Raw genomic sequence first — 15,428 nt, forward strand, 5'->3', positions numbered from 1 at the left:
CGCCACGGCGCCGACGTGCACTGGCCGCGACGGTCGACGCAGGAGCCTGGATCGTGGGCATCCTCGCCGCCGTCGTGCTGCGATTCGAGTTCGAGCCGACGCTGGCGGGATGGGCATCCACGGTCGTGCTTGCCTTGACGGCGGCGGCGATCCAGGTGGGCATCGGGTTCTCCCTGCGTTTCTACCTCGGGCGCTTCACCTACGGGTCGTTCGAGGAGGTGCGCAATCTCGCGGCTGCGGTGAGCGCGCTGGCGCTGGTGCTCGCGGTGGCGGTCATCATCCTGGGGCCCTTCATCGGTGTCCCCCGGGGGACCGTCCTGCTCGCCTTCCCCTTCGTGCTCCTGCTGATGTTCGGCGTCCGTTACGCGGCCCGCCTGTTCATCGAACGGTCGCGCAAGCCGGACGACGCCGCGGATCCTGCGGTCGTCATCGGTGCCGGCCACGTCGCCGACACGCTGCTGCACAACGTCACCACCGACCCGTCCTCGCCCATCCGGCCGGTCGGGATCCTCCACGACGATCCGGGCAAACGGCACCTCCGGCTACGGGGCGTCCCGGTGCTCGGCCGCACCGATCAGATCGCGGAGATCGCGGCGCGCACGGGAGCGAAGGTCCTCGTCATCGCGATCGGACGCGCGGATGCGGCGCTGCTGCGTCGACTGACGGACGATGCGGAGGCGGCGGGCCTCAGAGTCGTCGTCATCCCGACCCTGAGTAGCATGGTGAGCGGCGAGGAATCGCCCGGGGACGTGCGCGACATCAGCATCGAGGACCTGATCGGGCGCCATCCCGTCGACACGAATGTCGAGTTGATCGCCGGGTACATCACAGGGCGCCGTGTGCTGGCCACCGGCGCCGGCGGATCGATCGGCTCGGAGCTGTGCCGCCAACTCGTCAAGTACGGGCCGAGCGAGCTGATGATGCTCGACCGCGACGAGACCGGCCTGCAGATGGCGCAGCTCGGAACGGCGGGCCACGGCCTGCTCGACACCAGAGATGTGGTGCTCGCCGACATCCGCGACAGCGCTGCCCTCTTCGAGATCTTCCGCGACCGCCAGCCCGAGGTGATCTTCCACGCCGCCGCGCTCAAGCATCTGCCCATGCTCGAGCAGTATCCGGACGAAGCCTGGAAGACCAACGTCATCGGCACGCTCAACGTGCTCGACGCCGCACGCGAGGCGGGAGTGAGCACCTTCATCAACATCTCGACCGACAAGGCAGCGAACCCGACCAGCGTGCTCGGGAGGGCATGAAGCCCTGCACCGACTCGATCACCGCACTCATCAGTGCGCCGATGACGACGATCTGCCAGAGTCGCAGACGCGGCAGTGCGAAGGCGAGCAGCAGACCCACGGGCACGAACAGCGAGACGTTCGCGAGCACCTCCAGCACCACGGCACTCGGGCGGTACGGGGCGATGCCCGCGTCGGCGACCCACCGGGCCATGATGCCGACCAGACCGGTGACCTTCTCGGAGACCGTCGCCGGCAGCCAGACGGTGAACCCCACGAAGAGGAGGTAGCCGACGAGCGCCACCCGTGCGATCAGCACTCCGCCGGGGACGGGGGCGAGGCGGGGGGAAGGCATGCCGTCATGGTAGCCGCGGCGGCTCCTCGATGCTCTCAGTCTCGATCGGGGTCCCGTTCAGATGCTCGATGTAGCGGAGCAGCACTCCCTCGCGCAGCGCCCACGGCGACACTTCGAGCTCCTCCAGTTCGAGCGCGGTCATCGCCACGTGCAGCGACACGGCCGCGGCCACGATCTGGAAGGTCCGGTCGGGGGTGATCCCCGGCAGTTCCTGTCTGGCCGACGCGGGAAGGCGCGCGAGCCGGGGGATCCACGAGCCGAGCGACGCCCGCGGCAGCAGCATGCGTTCGCTCCCCGACCATCCCGGCGCCGGATAGCCGACCAGGCGGGCGAGCGAGCGGATCGCCTTCGAGGAACCCACCACGTGATCGGGACGGGGGAGGGCGACGAATCGGGGCAGGACGGTCGCGATGGTCGCCTCCGCGTGCGCGCGCAGTCTCTCGACGTCCGCCTCGCCGGGCGGGTCGTTCGGGAGGTACTGCACCGTCATGCGCCCGGCTCCGAGGGGCACGGACGCGGCGGCGTCGGGCATCTCCTCCGCTCCGGCCGCGATCTCCAGAGAGCCCCCGCCGATGTCGAGCAGCAGCAGCTGTCCGGCCGACCAGCCGAACCAGCGCCGCACGGCGAGGAAGGTCAGCTCCGCCTCGGTCTCGCCGTCGAGCACCTGCAGGGGTTGCCCCAGAGCGGCCTCGATGCGGGCGATGACCGCCGCGCCGTTGCGGGCGTCACGCACCGCGCTGGTCGCGGTGGCCAGGAGGGCGTCGACGCGCTCGGCCTCGGCGACGCGGCGGGCCTGAGTGACCGCGGTCTCGAGCGCCTGCACGCCCTCCTCCGAGATCGCGCCGTCGGGTGTGAGGTAGCGCATGAGGCGCAGCACCGTCCTGTCGCTCGTCGTCGCGAGCGGACGTCCACCGGGGCGGACGTCGGCCGCCAGCATGTGAACGGTGTTTGATCCGATGTCGAGGACTCCCAGGCGCACGGAAAGAGACTACTCGCGCCCGGATACGATGTACTGCGTGACCACCGTCGACCCCACGCTGCCGCTGTCGCCCTATCGGGAGATCGGACGCGCGGAGTGGGCGCGTCTCGCCGCCGGGCTCGATCAGCCGCTCACCGAGACCGAGGTCGTCGAACTCCGCGGTATCGGGGATCGTCTGTCCCTCACCGAGGTGCGCGAGGTGTACCTGCCGCTGAGTCGTCTGCTCAGCCTGTACGCGACGGCGACGAAGCGTCTGGGCGCCGCCACCTCGTCGTTCCTGCAGGAGGACGACACGACGACGCCGTTCGTCGTCGGCGTCGCGGGCTCGGTCGCGGTCGGCAAGTCGACGATCGCCCGTCTGCTGCGCGAGCTGATGAGCCGCTGGCCCGGCACCCCGCGAGTGGAGCTGGTCACCACCGATGGCTTCCTCTATCCGAACGCCGAGCTCGAACGCCGCGGCATCATGGACCGCAAGGGCTTCCCGGAGTCGTACGACCGGCGTGCGCTGATCGAGTTCCTGACCGAGGTGAAGAGCGGGGCCACCGAAGTGCGCGCGCCCTTCTACTCCCACATGCGCTACGACATCGTCCCCGACGCGAACGTCGTGGTGCGTCGCCCCGACGTCGTGATCGTCGAGGGGCTGAACGTGCTGCAGCCGCCGCCCGCCCCGAACGACGTCGCAGTGAGCGATTTGTTCGATTTCTCGATCTTCGTCGATGCCGAGACCTCGCACATCGAGAAGTGGTACGTCGATCGCTTCCTCGCTCTGCGGCAGGCGGCGTTCAGCAACCCCTCGTCCTATTTCAACGTGTTCGCCCATCTCACCGATGAGGAGGCGATCACGACCGCCCTCGGGTATTGGAACGAGATCAACATGCCCAACCTCGTCGAGAACGTGATGCCCACGCGACACCGGGCGCGACTCGTGCTGCGCAAGGGCGCCGACCATGACGTCGAGAGCGTGCTGCTGCGCAAGCTCTGAGGAGCACGCCGACCGAAATATTGTTCGGACGACTCGCAAAAATCCCGGCTTACTCTTGTTCGCATGTGTGGAATCGTCGGATACGTGGGCCCGCGCCCCAGCCAGGACATCCTTCTTGCCGGCCTCGCCCGCCTCGAGTACCGCGGCTATGACTCCGCGGGCGTCGCCGTGATCGACGGTGACGGATCCCTCGGCATGCGGAAGAAGGCGGGCAAGCTCGCGAAGCTGCGCGACTCGCTTGCCGACGCGCCGCTCCCCGACGGGTCGACCGGTATCGGTCACACGCGCTGGGCGACGCACGGCGGACCGACCGACGTCAACGCCCACCCGCACCTGGCGGACGACGACAGGCTCGCCGTCATCCACAACGGCATCATCGAGAACTTCTCGGCCCTGCGTGAAGAGCTGATCGCCGACGGTGTGGTGTTCCGCAGCGAGACCGACACCGAGGTCGCAGCCGCCCTGCTCGGGCGTGAGTACGCCGGCAACGGCGGAGACCTGCAGCTCGCCTTCCGCAACGTCGTGAACCGCCTCGAGGGGGCGTTCACGCTTCTCGCGATGCACCAGGACCACCCGGGCCTCGTGGTCGGCGCCCGCCGCAACTCGCCGCTCGTGATCGGTCTCGGCGAGGGCGAGAACTTCCTCGGCTCCGACGTGGCCGCCTTCATCGAGCACACGCGCAAGGCCTTGGCGATCGGCCAGGACCAGATCGTCTCGATCACCCCCGACTCCATCAGCGTCATCGACTTCGCCGGCACCCCGGTCGAGCCCGAGCCCTTCGACGTCTCGTGGGACGCCGCCGCCGCCGAGAAGGGCGGATGGTCGAGCTTCATGGCCAAGGAGGTCTCCGAGCAGCCCGAGGCCGTGGCGAACACGATCCGCGGCCGCATCCAGGACGGCCAGGTCGTCATCCCCGAGCTCGACGGCCTCGACGACCTCTTCACCGGGATCAACCGCGTCATCATCACCGCGTGCGGCACGGCTTCGTATGCGGCCCTCGTCGGCAAGTATGCGATCGAGCAGTGGGCGCGCGTCGCGGTCGACGTCGAGCTCGCGCACGAGTTCCGCTACCGCGATCCGGTGATCGGCGCCGACACCCTCGTCGTGTCGATCAGTCAGTCGGGCGAGACCATGGACACCCTGATGGCCGTGAAGTACGCCCGGGAGCGAGGCGCCCGCACGCTCTCGATCTGCAACACCCAGGGTGCGACCATCCCGCGCGAGTCGGACGCCGTCGTCTACACCCACGCCGGCCCCGAGGTCGCGGTCGCCTCGACCAAGGCGTTCTCGGCGCAGATCACCGCCCTGCTGCTGCTCGGCCTGCACATGGGGCGCGTGCGCGGCACCGTGGCCGACGCCTCGACCGACGTCGCGGAACTCACCGAGCTGCCCGCGAAGATCGCCGAGGTCCTCGAGAGCGAGCAGGAGCACGTCACCCAGCTCGCCGGATGGATGGCCGACACCCGCTCGGTGCTGTTCCTCGGTCGCCACGTCGGCTTCCCGATCGCCCTCGAAGGTGCGCTCAAGCTCAAGGAGATCTCCTACATCCACGCGGAGGGCTTCGCCGCGGGCGAGCTCAAGCACGGTCCGATCGCTCTGATCGAGCCGGGGCAGCCCGTGTTCGTGCTGGTGCCGTCCCCGCGTCACTCCGCGCTCGTGCACTCGAAGGTCGTCTCGAACATCCAGGAGATCCGTGCTCGCGGTGCCCGGGTGATCGTGGTGGCCGAAGAGGGCGATGCGGCCGTGCTGCCGTTCGCCGACGAGGTCATCCACATCCCGCTCGCCGGAGCGATGTTCGAGCCGCTGCTCTCGGTCGTGCCGCTGCAGATCTTCGCGATGGCGCTCGCGACCGCGAAGGGCCTGGACGTGGACCAGCCCCGAAACCTCGCGAAGTCCGTCACCGTCGAGTAAGACCGTCTTCGAATCACGCGAATGGCTCCGTTTCCACCGGAAACGGAGCCATTCGCGCGACATCAACCGGATGCATGCTCGATAGGCTGAACGGATGATCATCGGCACCGGCATCGACCTCGTGGACATCCCGCGGTTCGAGCGCACGATGACCCGGACCCCCCGCCTCCTGGAGCGGCTCTTCGCCCCGTCGGAGCGCCCGCTGCGTCTTCCTTCCCTCGCGGCGAGGTATGCGGCCAAAGAGGCGCTGATCAAAGCACTCGGCGGCTCGGATGGGGTGCACTGGACCGAGATCGAGATCGCCTCGGAGGCGTCGGGTCGTCCGCACTTCGTCCTCTCCGGCTCGACGGCCGCGGTCGTCGAGGAGCGCGGCATCCGCACCCTGCATCTGACTCTCACCCACGACGCGGGCCTCGCTGCCGCGTTCGTCGTCGCAGAAGGAGCGCCGCTGTGACCGTCCCGTTCCGTGAGGCGACCATCGACCTCGATGCCGTCGCCGACAATGTGCGGCACTTCCGCCGCCTCACCGGCGTCGAGGTGATCGCGGTCGTCAAGGCCGGCGCCTACGGACACGGTGCTGCCGCGACCGCTGTCGCCGCGCTCTCCGCCGGAGCGACACGCCTCGGCGTCGCCGAGATCCCCGAGGCCCTCGAACTGCGCAGGCAGGGCGTGCACGCGCCGATCATGGCCTGGCTGCACGCGCCGGGCGAGCGGTTCGAGCACGCCGCGGCCCAAGACGTGGAGATCGGTGTCTCCTCCTTCGATCAGCTCGAGGCCGCCGCTGCCGCTGCCGCCGTCGACCGTCCGGTCGGGGTGCACCTCAAGTTCGAGACGGGGCTGTCGCGCAACGGCATCGCTCCGGCCGACTGGGGGCGGGTGCTGGCCGAGGCCGCGCGTCTGGAGCGGATCGGACGACTGCGTATCGTCGGCCTCTTCAGCCACCTCTCCAACACCTCCGCGGAGGACGACCGGGCTGCGCTGGCGAAGTTCGAGGAAGGTGTCGCCGCGGCCGCCTCTTTCGGTATCCGCCCCGAGATCCGGCACATCGCCGCCACCGCCGCAGCGATCGACCTGCCCGAGATGCGGCTCGATGCCGTGCGCATCGGCATCGGGCTCTTCGGCCTCTCGCCGTTCGACGACCGCAGCTCCGCCGAGCTCGGTCTGCGTCCGGCGATGACTCTGCGCGGAGCGATCGCCGCGGTCCGCCGGGTGCCCGCGGGCACGGGTGTCTCCTACGGCTACGCCCACCGCACGGATCGCGACACGACGCTGGTGCTGGTGCCCCTCGGATACGCCGACGGCGTGCCCCGGAACGCCTCGGGCAGGCTCCCCGTCTCGATCGGCGGACGGCGGTTCGTGAACGTCGGGAGGATCGCGATGGATCAGTTCGTCGTCGACGTCGGTGACACGCCGGTCTCGGTCGGGGACGAGGTGGTCCTGTTCGGCGATCCCACCCTCGGCGTGCCCTCGGCGGCGGACTGGGCCGCGGCCGCCGGAACCATCAACTACGAGATCGTCACGCGCATCGGTCCCCGGGTGCCGCGGAGGACGTCGTGAGCGTGGACCCCGCTTTCCTCGGCAGACGGGAGATCGCGACGTCCGAGGAGATGGAGCAGCTCGGCTTCCGGATCGGTGAGCAGCTGGAGGCGGGCGACCTGCTCATCCTCACCGGACCGCTGGGCGCCGGGAAGACGACGTTCACCCGTGGTCTCGCCGAAGGGCTCGGTGTGCGCGGACCCGTGCAGAGTCCGACCTTCGTGATCGCCCGCACCCACCCCTCGCTGGTCGGGCGTGCGCCGCTCGTGCACGTCGACGCGTACCGACTCGGATCGGCGGCGGAACTCGAGGACCTCGACCTCGACCTCGAGCGCTCGGTGGTGGTGATCGAGTGGGGGAGGGGGATGGCCGAGGATCTCGCGGACGCGTGGTGGGACATCGAGCTCGAGCGACCGGTCGGCGTCTCCGAACTCGACTCCGGGGAACTCGACCCCTCGGATCTCGATGCGGATGCCCCACGGATCGTGACCATCGTGCGCGAGGAGACCCCATGAGTGCGGCGACGTCCCCCCTCGTCGCCGTGATCATCGATGACGACCCGGGCGTCCGCTCGCTCCTGGACGAGGTGTTCCTGGCCGCCGGCTTCGAGACCTTCCTCGCAGGTTCCGGCCCGGACGGGATCGCGGCCGTCGAGCAGCATCGCCCGGTGATCACCACCCTCGACATCAACCTGCCGGGGATCGACGGCTTCGAGGTCGCGCGACGGATCCGGCAGGTCAGCGACACCTTCATCATCATGCTCTCGGCCCTGTCGGACGAGTCCGATGTGGTCCTCGGTCTGACCTCCGGAGCGGACGAGTACCTCGTGAAGCCGTTCCGGCCCCGTGAGCTGCGTGCGCGCATCCAGGCCCTGCTGAGGCGCCCGCACCCCGCGGCCCCGCCGCCGACCACCGAGTCACGCCCAGCGACTGCAAACGAGCCGTCCACCGACGGTGCGACGGTGCTGACGTGGCGGGGCCGGGTGCATCGCGACCTCAGCCTCGATCTGGACACACGGCTGGTGCTCGTCGGCCAGAAGCGCATAGATCTCACCCCCACGGAGTTCGACCTGCTCGCGGCGATCCTCGAGGCGAACATCCGGGTGTCCAGCAAAGCGGAGCTCGCGCGCGGACTGCGGGGAGCGCCACCGGGGTCGAACGATTACGTGAGCGAACCCGACAAGCGGGCGATCGAGACCCACATCGCGAATCTGCGGCGGAAGCTGGGTGACAGCTCGGCGAACCCGCGCTACATCGAGACCGTGCGCGGAGTCGGTTACCGCTTGACTTCCGCTGATGACACGGGAGGCTGAACCGGGGCGGGGCCGCGGCTCCCCAGCCGCGGCCCCGGCGCCTGCGAATCCCCACTCGCGTGGCCCCGGCGTCTGCGTTGTTCCCCAGTCGCAGTATCGGCCCCACTCAGAATGCTAGGGGTGCACGGCCGCCTGAAGAGCGGGCTCGACGGATCTTTGAGTAATCTTGCGGGAAACCTGAGCTTCGAGCGGAAAGGCGAGCGTCGATGATCCGCACCGTGTCGATCTGGCGCTGGCAACTGGTCTTCACCGGCAGTGTGGTCGCGATCGTCGTGATGGTCACGGCCTTCAAACCAGAGACTTTCGCCAACACCTTGGTCGTCGCGGGGGCCGTGCTCGTCCTCGTCACCAGCGTGCTCACGCTGGCCGTGCCGTGGCACCGTCTGCCGCGCTCCGCCGCCGCCGTCGTGCCACTCCTGGATGCGCTCGCGATCGGCTTCACCACCAATGCGCCGGGCCTCCGCCTGGGGTTCCTGTGGGTCTTCCCCATCGTCTGGCTGGCCACGTACTTCACCCTGCCGTGGGTGTTCGGCGGCATCGTCTTCATCAGCGCCACCCTCGTGCTCTTCGCCGAGCAGAGCGGCTCGCCGGCGGACATCCTGCTGCGACTCCTCACGCTCGTCATCACCCTGGGGTTCCTCGGCGTGACGGTGCGGATCGGTGCGCAGCGCTCTCGGGCGGCGCGGCGGCTTCTGCAACGTCGTTCCGAGCAGGTCAATCGTGCCGCGGTGCGAGCGGAGGCGAATCAGCGGCGGGTGATCCAGATCGTCGACGCTCTGAGCGTCGCCCTCGTCGTCGTCACGGCGGGAGGGCGCATCCTGCAGATGAACGACGCGTACCGTGCGCTCTACGGCCGCGACCGCTTCGGCGCGGAGCTCTCCACGGCCGCCGTCGAGTACGACACCCGACGGGGCGTCGCGCTGCCCCCCTCCCGCACCTGCCTCGCCCGCGCCGCCGGCGGAGAGAAACTCGATGCCGAGCGCGTATGGCTGTTCGATGGCGCGGGACAATGGCGGGCCCTCGAGGTGAGCACGCAGCCGATGGCCAGCGCCGGCGAGGGCGAGGCGATCACGCTGGTCGTGATCGACGACGTGACCGCGCGGCTCGAGGTCGACGAGGAACGCCGGGCCTTCAACGCCATGATCTCGCACGAGTTGCGCAACCCCCTCACCGCGATCGTCGGCCACGTGGACCTGCTCCGTGAGCGCGAAGACCTGCCGGGGCGGGTGCCTGCACAGCTCGAGATCATCGCGAACGCGGGTGAGCGCATGCACGACCTGGTCACGAGCATCCTCCGGCAGACGAGTCACACCGCCCAGGATCCTTTCGAATCCGTGGATCTGCGTGAGGTCGTCGAATCGGCGGCGGCATCGTACGCTCCCGTCATCTCGAGCAACAGGCAGACGCTGCGGGTCGAAGGCGCCGAGAGCCTGGTCATCTCGGGCGACGCCTTCCGGCTGCGGCAGGTCGTCGACAACCTGCTCAGCAACGCCGCGAAGTACACCCCCGCGGGCGGACACATCGGTATCGACCTCGACACGGTGGCGGGCGACCAGGCGGTGGTCACGATCGCCGACGACGGATTCGGCATGGCGGCAGACGACGTCGCTCGCGTGTTCGAGCCCTACTTCCGCACCGACAGCGCCGTGCGCGCCGGCATCGGCGGCACCGGCCTCGGGATGGGCATCGTGCGGGAGATCGTCGCCGCGCATGAAGGCAGTATCGACATCGCCAGTGAGGTCGGTGTCGGCACCCGCGTGACTCTGCGCTTCCCGCAGCGTCGAGTGATGGAGGCTCAGGTATGACCCCGCTCGTTCCCGTCAACCTCGACATCACGACCAGCATGGTCGCGGTCGTCACGGTGCTCACCGCGCTGGTGATCGGTCTGGGCACCCTCGCGCGCCCGAGCAGGGCGACCGTCACGTGGGGGGCGGCCTTCGGCCTGGGGATGCTCGGCGCCTACCTCTGGCTCGCGGGGCAGCAGACGACCGAGACCAGGGCTCTGCTCGCCGCCGCCTCGGCCCTGCTGCTGTGCTTCGAGCCGTTGGTGTGGATCGGTCTGCGGATGCACTTCGGCCGCCGCGCCCGCTGGTGGCCGGTGATTGCCTTCCTCGTCATCGCGCCGACGCTGCTGGTGACGACGGCGGACAACCCGTGGTATCTGCCGTCGTTCCACCTCGTCTTCCTGGGCAGCGCCGTCTTCGGCGGGCTCGTGGCCTACGAGTTGCTCCGTGATCGCCCGGCCGCGAGGGACATCGTGCTCCCGCTGGTGCTCGCCTCCTGTGGACTGGTCGTGGTCGCGGTCGTGAGCACCGTGTCCGCACTGCTGTCGGGCGGGGCGGCGGTCGGAGCGCAACTGAGCGCGCTGCGCGGCATGAACGCCGTCGGAACCGTGGTGGTGAGCACCTGCGCCGCGTTCACCCTCGTCCTGATGGTGCGGGTGGAGTCGAAGAAGAGCGATGTCGGGGATTTCGTGGAGCGTGCGCGTCGTCGGCTCCGCAAGGCCGAAGCGCAGAACGACCTCCCGTGGTCGGTGCTCGACATCCGACTCGACGACCCCGCCGATCTCCGAGAGGCATCGACGGGTTCGGCGTTCGCGGCCATCGTCGATCGGTTCCACCAGGACATCCAGGAGGCCCTGCCCGCATCGGCCGACGCCGACCGGGTGGAGGACGGTCGGGCGATCGTCGTGATCCGCGGGGGTGACGAGTCGGTCCGCCACCATCTGCGGGAGATCCTGACCCGGATCTCGGTGATCGACAGGGAGACGACGATGACCGGGATCCGGTCTTCGGCGAGCATCGGCTGGGCGACGGCTTCGGTCGTCGGATTCGACTTCGACCTGCTCGTCGCCACGGCGGAGCAGGCGGCCAGCCGAGCGCGGGCCGCGGGAGGCGACCAGTGGAAGCGGGCGGACGCCGCGGATCTGGCGCGGGTCGTGACCCCCGTCGACTAGGAGTCTCGGGACTCCCGGCCCCGGGCGAGGGCAGCGGCGATCGCGCCCTCCGCATCGGCGCCGGTCTCGGCCGCGGCCGACACGTTCTCGGCGACGACCGCCTCGATGATCTCGGTGCGCTGGATGCGGGTCTCGCGCGGGGCCTTCACACCGATGCGCACGCTGTCGCCCTTGATCTCGAGCAGCGTGATCTCGATGTCGCCGTCGATGCGCACGCTCTCACCGATCCGCCTCGTCAAAACCAGCATTCGTTCAGCCTACTGCCGCCGAGACGGCTCCGACCGCGGGCGAGGGCGCGGGGGCATCTCGGACGACGCCGACGGTCTCGATCGTGAGCGCGGCGGAGGTCGCCTCGGTGTACGAGAGCACCGGCAGCCCGTCGGTCTGTGCGGACACGAGCCGACGTACCGCCGGACGCAGCGACGGGGCACACACCAGGACCGGTTCGCCCCCCTCGCGCACCGAGGTGACCGCCTGCTTCACCGACTCCACGACGGCCTCCATCCGCTGCGGGTCGAACACGATCTGAGTGCCCTCGTCGCTCGTACGCAGGCTCTCGAGCATCGCCTGCTCGAGAAGCGGATTGATCATCACCACCCGTAGGACGCCGCCATCCGCGAACCGCGCCGCGATCGCCGGGCCGAGAGCAGCCCGTGCGGCTTCGATCAGGCCCTCCGGATCGGTGGAGACCCGCGCCCGCAGCGCGAGTGCTTCGTAGATGCGGCTGAGGTCGTTGATCGGGACCCGCTCGGCGAGGAGTCCCTGGAGCACGCGCTGCACCTCGGCGAGCGACAGCAATGCCGGGGTGAGCTCCTCGACCGCGGCGGGGGAGGCCTGTTTGAGCGCGTCCGTGAGCTGGCGCACGTCTTCCCGGCTGAGCAGCCGCGCGGCGTGGGCGTGGATCACGCTGGAGAGGTGCGTGATGATCACGCTCGCCCTGTCGACCACGGTCGCTCCGGAGAACTCGGCGCTGTGGCGCATCTCGAGGGGGATCCACTTGCCCTCGAGCCCGAACACCGGGTCGAGCGTCGCGGCGCCGGGGAGGGACTCCAGGCCCTGCCCGAGCGCGAGGACGGAGCCGGCCGGAGCGGTGCCCCTCCCGGTCTCGACCCCGGCGATGCGGATGACATAGGTGGACTGGGGCAGCTCGATGCTGTCCCGGGTGCGCACCGGCGGCGCGATGAGTCCCAGATCGAGGGCGATCCGCCGTCGCAGTGCCTTCACGCGCGCGAGGAGGTCATCGGGTCCTCCGGTGACCAGATCGACGATGTCGGGGGAGAGCAGGATCTCGAGCGGGTGCACGCGCATCTTCTCGATCAGCTCCTCCGGCTGATCCGCGGGGGCCGGCGTCGTCGTCTGCGCGGCGATGGCTTCGTCACGCTTCTGCGTCGCCTTGATGCGCTGCGCGATCAGCAGCAGAAGAGCGCCGATCGCCACGAACGGCAGCATCGGCATGTGCGGGATGAGCGACATGATGATCGCGGCGCAACCGGCGATGATGAGCGCATTGCGGGACTGACCGAGCTGTGCGGACGCGGCGCTGCCCATCTCGGCTTCCGCCGTCGAACGGGTCACGATCATGCCGGTGGACACCGCCATCAGCAGCGCCGGGATCTGCGTGACGAGTCCGTCGCCGATGGTGAGGAGGCTGTACGTGCTCACGGCCCCGTCGATCGTCATGCCGTGCTGGACGATCCCGATCGCGATGCCGCCGACCACGTTGATGATGATGATGACGAGTCCGGCGATCGCGTCGCCCTTGACGAACTTGGAGGCACCGTCCATGGCGCCGTAGAAGTCGGCCTCGGCGGCGACCTCGGCGCGACGCTCCCGGGCTTCCGCGTCGGTGATGAGTCCCGCGTTGAGGTCGGCGTCGATCGCCATCTGCTTGCCGGGCATGGCGTCGAGGGTGAACCTCGCCCCGACCTCCGCGACGCGCTCCGCGCCCTTCGTCACCACCACGAACTGGATGACGACGAGGATCAGGAAGACGACGGCTCCGATGATGAGCGAGCCGCCGACGGCGATCGCACCGAACGCCTCGATGACCTGTCCGGCGTAGGCCTCCCCGAGCACCAGACGCGTGGAGGCGACGTTGAGACCCAGCCGGAACAGCGTCGCCACGAGCAGCAGCGAGGGGAACACCGAGAAGTCGAGGGGCTTCTTCACGAACATCGACGTGAGCAGGATCACGAGCGCGAACATGATGTTCAGGATGATCAGGATGTCGAGCAGGAACGGTGGCACCGGGACGACGAGCAGCATGATGATGCCGACGACGCCGACGGGCACCATGAGCTTGAGGAAGAGCTGTCTCATACGGTCCTCCGATAGGGAAGGGAATGGATGCCGCGCGCGGCCCCGCGCCGCCGCAGGGCGTCGACGAACACGAGTACGCGGGCGACGGCGTTGTACAGGTCCTCGGGGATCTCCTGGCCCAGTTCGCATGCGGCGTGCAGGGCACGAGCGAGCGAGACCTCACGTACCATCGGGACACCGGTCCGTGTCGCTTCCTCGCGAATGCGCTCCGCGACGAGGCCGCTGCCCTTCGCGACGACCTTGGGTGCGGCGCGTCCGACCTCGTATCGGAGCGCGACGGCGATGTGCGTGGGATTGACGAGGACCACGTCGGATCCCGCGACCGCGGAGATCATGCGGTTGCGGCTGATGGCCAGCTGTCGGGAACGCCGCTGCTGACGGATCAGGGGGTCGCCCTCGGAGTTCTTGTTCTCGTCGCGCACCTCGCGCTTGGTCATGCGGGTGTGCTTGCGGTTGCGTCGCATCACGACGAACATGTCGATCGCGGCCAGTACCAGTCCGACGGCGATGGCGGTCTGCAGGAGGGCGGCCGTCCCCTCGCTCGCGGTGCCGAGCAGCCGCGAGATCGAGTGTGCGCCGCTGGCGGTCAGCACGGGCATCAGGCTCGCGATCACGAACCACAGCGCGATGCCGATGGCCGCGGTCTTCAGAAGCGCCTTGGCGCCCTCCCAGAGGGCCTGCATGCCGAAGACGCGGCGGATCCCGGTGACGACGTTGAACTGCTCGAAGCGTCCGGTCAGCGGCTTCAGGTGCACCCCGCCCTGGATCACCGCACCGATCAGCGTGACGATCGCGACCGCGGCCAGCATCACGGCGAGCGTGGGCAGCACGGAGGCGAGGCCGCGACCGAGGGCGGTGAGTGCCGCTTCCGGCGTCGGAGCATCGACCAGCGAGGTCAGCGTGAGCAGCTGCTCGGTGCCGGCCGATGTCCCGAGGGCGATGGCAGCGGGCATGGTGACGGCCGCGGCGCCGATGCCCAGCCACGCGGTGAGATCCTGGCTGCGCGACAGCCGCCCCTTCTTGCGGGCTTCGCGCAGGTGCTTGTCGGTCGCCTTCTCACTGCGCTCGCCGCTGTCCGTGCCGCTCATTCCTGCACCCCCTGCATCATCTTGAGGGCCTGCACGGCGAGGGCGTCCACGATGCCGGGCAGGACCGCATAGACCGCTCCGGCCAGCAGGAGGGTCAGCAGGATCTTCACCGGGAAGCCCATCGCGAAGGCGTTGAGGGCCGGGGCCACACGCGTGATGAGGCCGAGCCCGACGTCGGCCAAGAAGAGCACGAGGACGAGCGGCCCGGCGATCTGCACGGCGGCCAGCACCATCTGCGAGACGCCGTCGACCAGCAGCTCCGCGGGACCGGACACCTCGAACACGCCGTCGAGTGGAACGGCGTCGAAACTGCGCGCGAGTCCCGCGAGGATCAGCTGATAGCCCCCCGATGCGAACAGCAGCGTGAGCGCGGTCAGGTGGAAGAGGCGCGTGAACTGCGCGCCGTTCACGAGCGAGTGCGGGTCGAACGCCTGAGCGAGCTGGAACCCGCCGAACACGTCGATCAGGCTGCCGGCGGCCTGGAGTGCCGAGAAGCACAGCAGCACCAGGAAGCCCAGGAGCGCACCGGTGACCAGCTGCAGCACCAGGGCGCCCAGGAAGGGTCCGGTGTCGAGGTTCTCGTATCCGGGGGAGACGGCCGTGCCGACGGCGAGCGAGAGACCGATCGCGAGCATCGCCTTCACCCGCACCGGGATCGCCCCATACGAGAAGGGCGGGGCGATCATGATGAACGCGGTGATGCGGACTGCGGCGAGCATCGTCGCCTCCAGCCACGCGAAGTCGATGGGGATGAACAC

At 69.3% G+C, this 15,428-nt stretch carries 15 protein-coding genes; 9 read left to right on the forward strand and 6 right to left on the reverse strand.

What is annotated here, in order from left to right; translation table 11 throughout:
- Positions 1 to 53: 53 nt before the first annotated feature.
- Positions 54 to 1,253 carry a polysaccharide biosynthesis protein gene (locus tag FGL91_RS09065; protein ID WP_131491825.1) on the forward strand — a complete coding sequence of 400 codons (1,200 nt, stop codon included), beginning with the start codon at positions 54 to 56 and terminating at the stop codon, positions 1,251 to 1,253.
- Here the strand turns inward: FGL91_RS09065 and FGL91_RS09070 are convergent.
- A complete protein-coding gene (locus FGL91_RS09070; RefSeq protein WP_131491826.1) occupies positions 1,198 to 1,587 on the reverse strand; it encodes a VanZ family protein in 390 nt (129 codons plus the stop codon). The two genes, FGL91_RS09065 and FGL91_RS09070, sit on opposite strands and share 56 nt — an antisense overlap.
- A gap of 4 nt (positions 1,588 to 1,591) precedes the next feature.
- Positions 1,592 to 2,566 carry a Ppx/GppA phosphatase family protein gene (locus FGL91_RS09075; RefSeq protein ID WP_131491827.1) on the reverse strand — a complete coding sequence of 325 codons (975 nt, stop codon included), beginning with the start codon at positions 2,564 to 2,566 and terminating at the stop codon, positions 1,592 to 1,594.
- A gap of 28 nt (positions 2,567 to 2,594) precedes the next feature.
- On the opposite strand from FGL91_RS09075, the gene coaA reads away from it, so the two are divergent.
- The 8 genes from coaA to FGL91_RS09115 all read left to right on the forward strand — a co-directional run bounded on the left by coaA (position 2,595) and on the right by FGL91_RS09115 (position 11,263).
- Positions 2,595 to 3,548, forward strand: a complete 954-nt coding sequence (gene coaA, locus FGL91_RS09080) for a type I pantothenate kinase (protein WP_134353110.1) — start codon at positions 2,595 to 2,597, stop codon at positions 3,546 to 3,548.
- A gap of 63 nt (positions 3,549 to 3,611) precedes the next feature.
- Complete coding sequence (gene glmS / locus FGL91_RS09085; RefSeq protein ID WP_153243644.1) at positions 3,612 to 5,459, forward strand: glutamine--fructose-6-phosphate transaminase (isomerizing); 1,848 nt, start codon at positions 3,612 to 3,614, stop codon at positions 5,457 to 5,459.
- A gap of 94 nt (positions 5,460 to 5,553) precedes the next feature.
- Complete coding sequence (locus FGL91_RS09090; RefSeq protein WP_047524761.1) at positions 5,554 to 5,913, forward strand: holo-ACP synthase; 360 nt, start codon at positions 5,554 to 5,556, stop codon at positions 5,911 to 5,913.
- Complete coding sequence (gene alr / locus FGL91_RS09095; RefSeq protein WP_131491829.1) at positions 5,910 to 7,016, forward strand: alanine racemase; 1,107 nt, start codon at positions 5,910 to 5,912, stop codon at positions 7,014 to 7,016. Before FGL91_RS09090 ends, alr begins: the two co-directional genes overlap by 4 nt.
- A complete protein-coding gene (gene tsaE, locus FGL91_RS09100) occupies positions 7,013 to 7,510 on the forward strand; it encodes a tRNA (adenosine(37)-N6)-threonylcarbamoyltransferase complex ATPase subunit type 1 TsaE (RefSeq protein WP_227992019.1) in 498 nt (165 codons plus the stop codon). The genes alr and tsaE overlap by 4 nt, the downstream gene beginning before the upstream one ends.
- Complete coding sequence (locus FGL91_RS09105) at positions 7,507 to 8,307, forward strand: response regulator transcription factor (protein WP_153243645.1); 801 nt, start codon at positions 7,507 to 7,509, stop codon at positions 8,305 to 8,307. Before tsaE ends, FGL91_RS09105 begins: the two co-directional genes overlap by 4 nt.
- A gap of 206 nt (positions 8,308 to 8,513) precedes the next feature.
- A complete protein-coding gene (locus FGL91_RS09110) occupies positions 8,514 to 10,112 on the forward strand; it encodes a sensor histidine kinase (RefSeq protein ID WP_153243646.1) in 1,599 nt (532 codons plus the stop codon).
- On the forward strand, positions 10,109 to 11,263 hold the full coding sequence (locus FGL91_RS09115; RefSeq protein ID WP_153243647.1) for a hypothetical protein: 1,155 nt from the start codon (positions 10,109 to 10,111) through the stop codon (positions 11,261 to 11,263). Before FGL91_RS09110 ends, FGL91_RS09115 begins: the two co-directional genes overlap by 4 nt.
- On the opposite strand, the gene csrA is transcribed toward FGL91_RS09115, so the two are convergent.
- Genes csrA through FGL91_RS09135 form a run of 4 tightly spaced genes read right to left on the reverse strand, consistent with a single transcriptional unit; the run spans position 11,260 to position 15,428 of the window.
- The gene (gene csrA, locus FGL91_RS09120) at positions 11,260 to 11,511 is read right to left on the reverse strand and encodes a carbon storage regulator CsrA (RefSeq protein WP_047524777.1); all 252 of its coding nucleotides are present in this window, start codon (positions 11,509 to 11,511) and stop codon (positions 11,260 to 11,262) included. The two genes, FGL91_RS09115 and csrA, sit on opposite strands and share 4 nt — an antisense overlap.
- Positions 11,512 to 11,515: 4 nt before the next feature.
- Entirely contained in the window at positions 11,516 to 13,582 is a 2,067-nt protein-coding gene (locus tag FGL91_RS09125) for a flagellar biosynthesis protein FlhA (protein WP_131491833.1), read from the reverse strand.
- On the reverse strand, positions 13,579 to 14,670 hold the full coding sequence (locus tag FGL91_RS09130; protein WP_153243648.1) for an EscU/YscU/HrcU family type III secretion system export apparatus switch protein: 1,092 nt from the start codon (positions 14,668 to 14,670) through the stop codon (positions 13,579 to 13,581). Before FGL91_RS09130 ends, FGL91_RS09125 begins: the two co-directional genes overlap by 4 nt.
- Positions 14,667 to 15,428 carry a flagellar biosynthetic protein FliR gene (locus FGL91_RS09135; protein WP_047524783.1) on the reverse strand — a complete coding sequence of 254 codons (762 nt, stop codon included), beginning with the start codon at positions 15,426 to 15,428 and terminating at the stop codon, positions 14,667 to 14,669. Before FGL91_RS09135 ends, FGL91_RS09130 begins: the two co-directional genes overlap by 4 nt.

Origin of the sequence: Microbacterium sp. CBA3102 (assembly GCF_007954505.1) — a bacterium.
Taxonomy (GTDB): domain Bacteria; phylum Actinomycetota; class Actinomycetes; order Actinomycetales; family Microbacteriaceae; genus Microbacterium; species Microbacterium aurugineum.

Bases quoted from the DNA above. Each gene is read 5' to 3' on its own strand.
- glmS (WP_153243644.1), top strand. From the start codon at position 3,612: ATGTGTGGAATCGTCGGATACGTGGGCCCGCGCCCCAGCCAGGACATC.
- FGL91_RS09090 (WP_047524761.1), top strand. From the start codon at position 5,554: ATGATCATCGGCACCGGCATCGACCTCGTGGACATCCCGCGGTTCGAG.
- FGL91_RS09125 (WP_131491833.1), bottom strand. From the start codon at position 13,582: ATGAGACAGCTCTTCCTCAAGCTCATGGTGCCCGTCGGCGTCGTCGGC.
- csrA (WP_047524777.1), bottom strand. From the start codon at position 11,511: ATGCTGGTTTTGACGAGGCGGATCGGTGAGAGCGTGCGCATCGACGGC.
- FGL91_RS09115 (WP_153243647.1), top strand. From the start codon at position 10,109: ATGACCCCGCTCGTTCCCGTCAACCTCGACATCACGACCAGCATGGTC.
- FGL91_RS09130 (WP_153243648.1), bottom strand. From the start codon at position 14,670: ATGAGCGGCACGGACAGCGGCGAGCGCAGTGAGAAGGCGACCGACAAG.
- FGL91_RS09105 (WP_153243645.1), top strand. From the start codon at position 7,507: ATGAGTGCGGCGACGTCCCCCCTCGTCGCCGTGATCATCGATGACGAC.
- coaA (WP_134353110.1), top strand. From the start codon at position 2,595: ATGTACTGCGTGACCACCGTCGACCCCACGCTGCCGCTGTCGCCCTAT.
- FGL91_RS09070 (WP_131491826.1), bottom strand. From the start codon at position 1,587: ATGCCTTCCCCCCGCCTCGCCCCCGTCCCCGGCGGAGTGCTGATCGCA.
- FGL91_RS09110 (WP_153243646.1), top strand. From the start codon at position 8,514: ATGATCCGCACCGTGTCGATCTGGCGCTGGCAACTGGTCTTCACCGGC.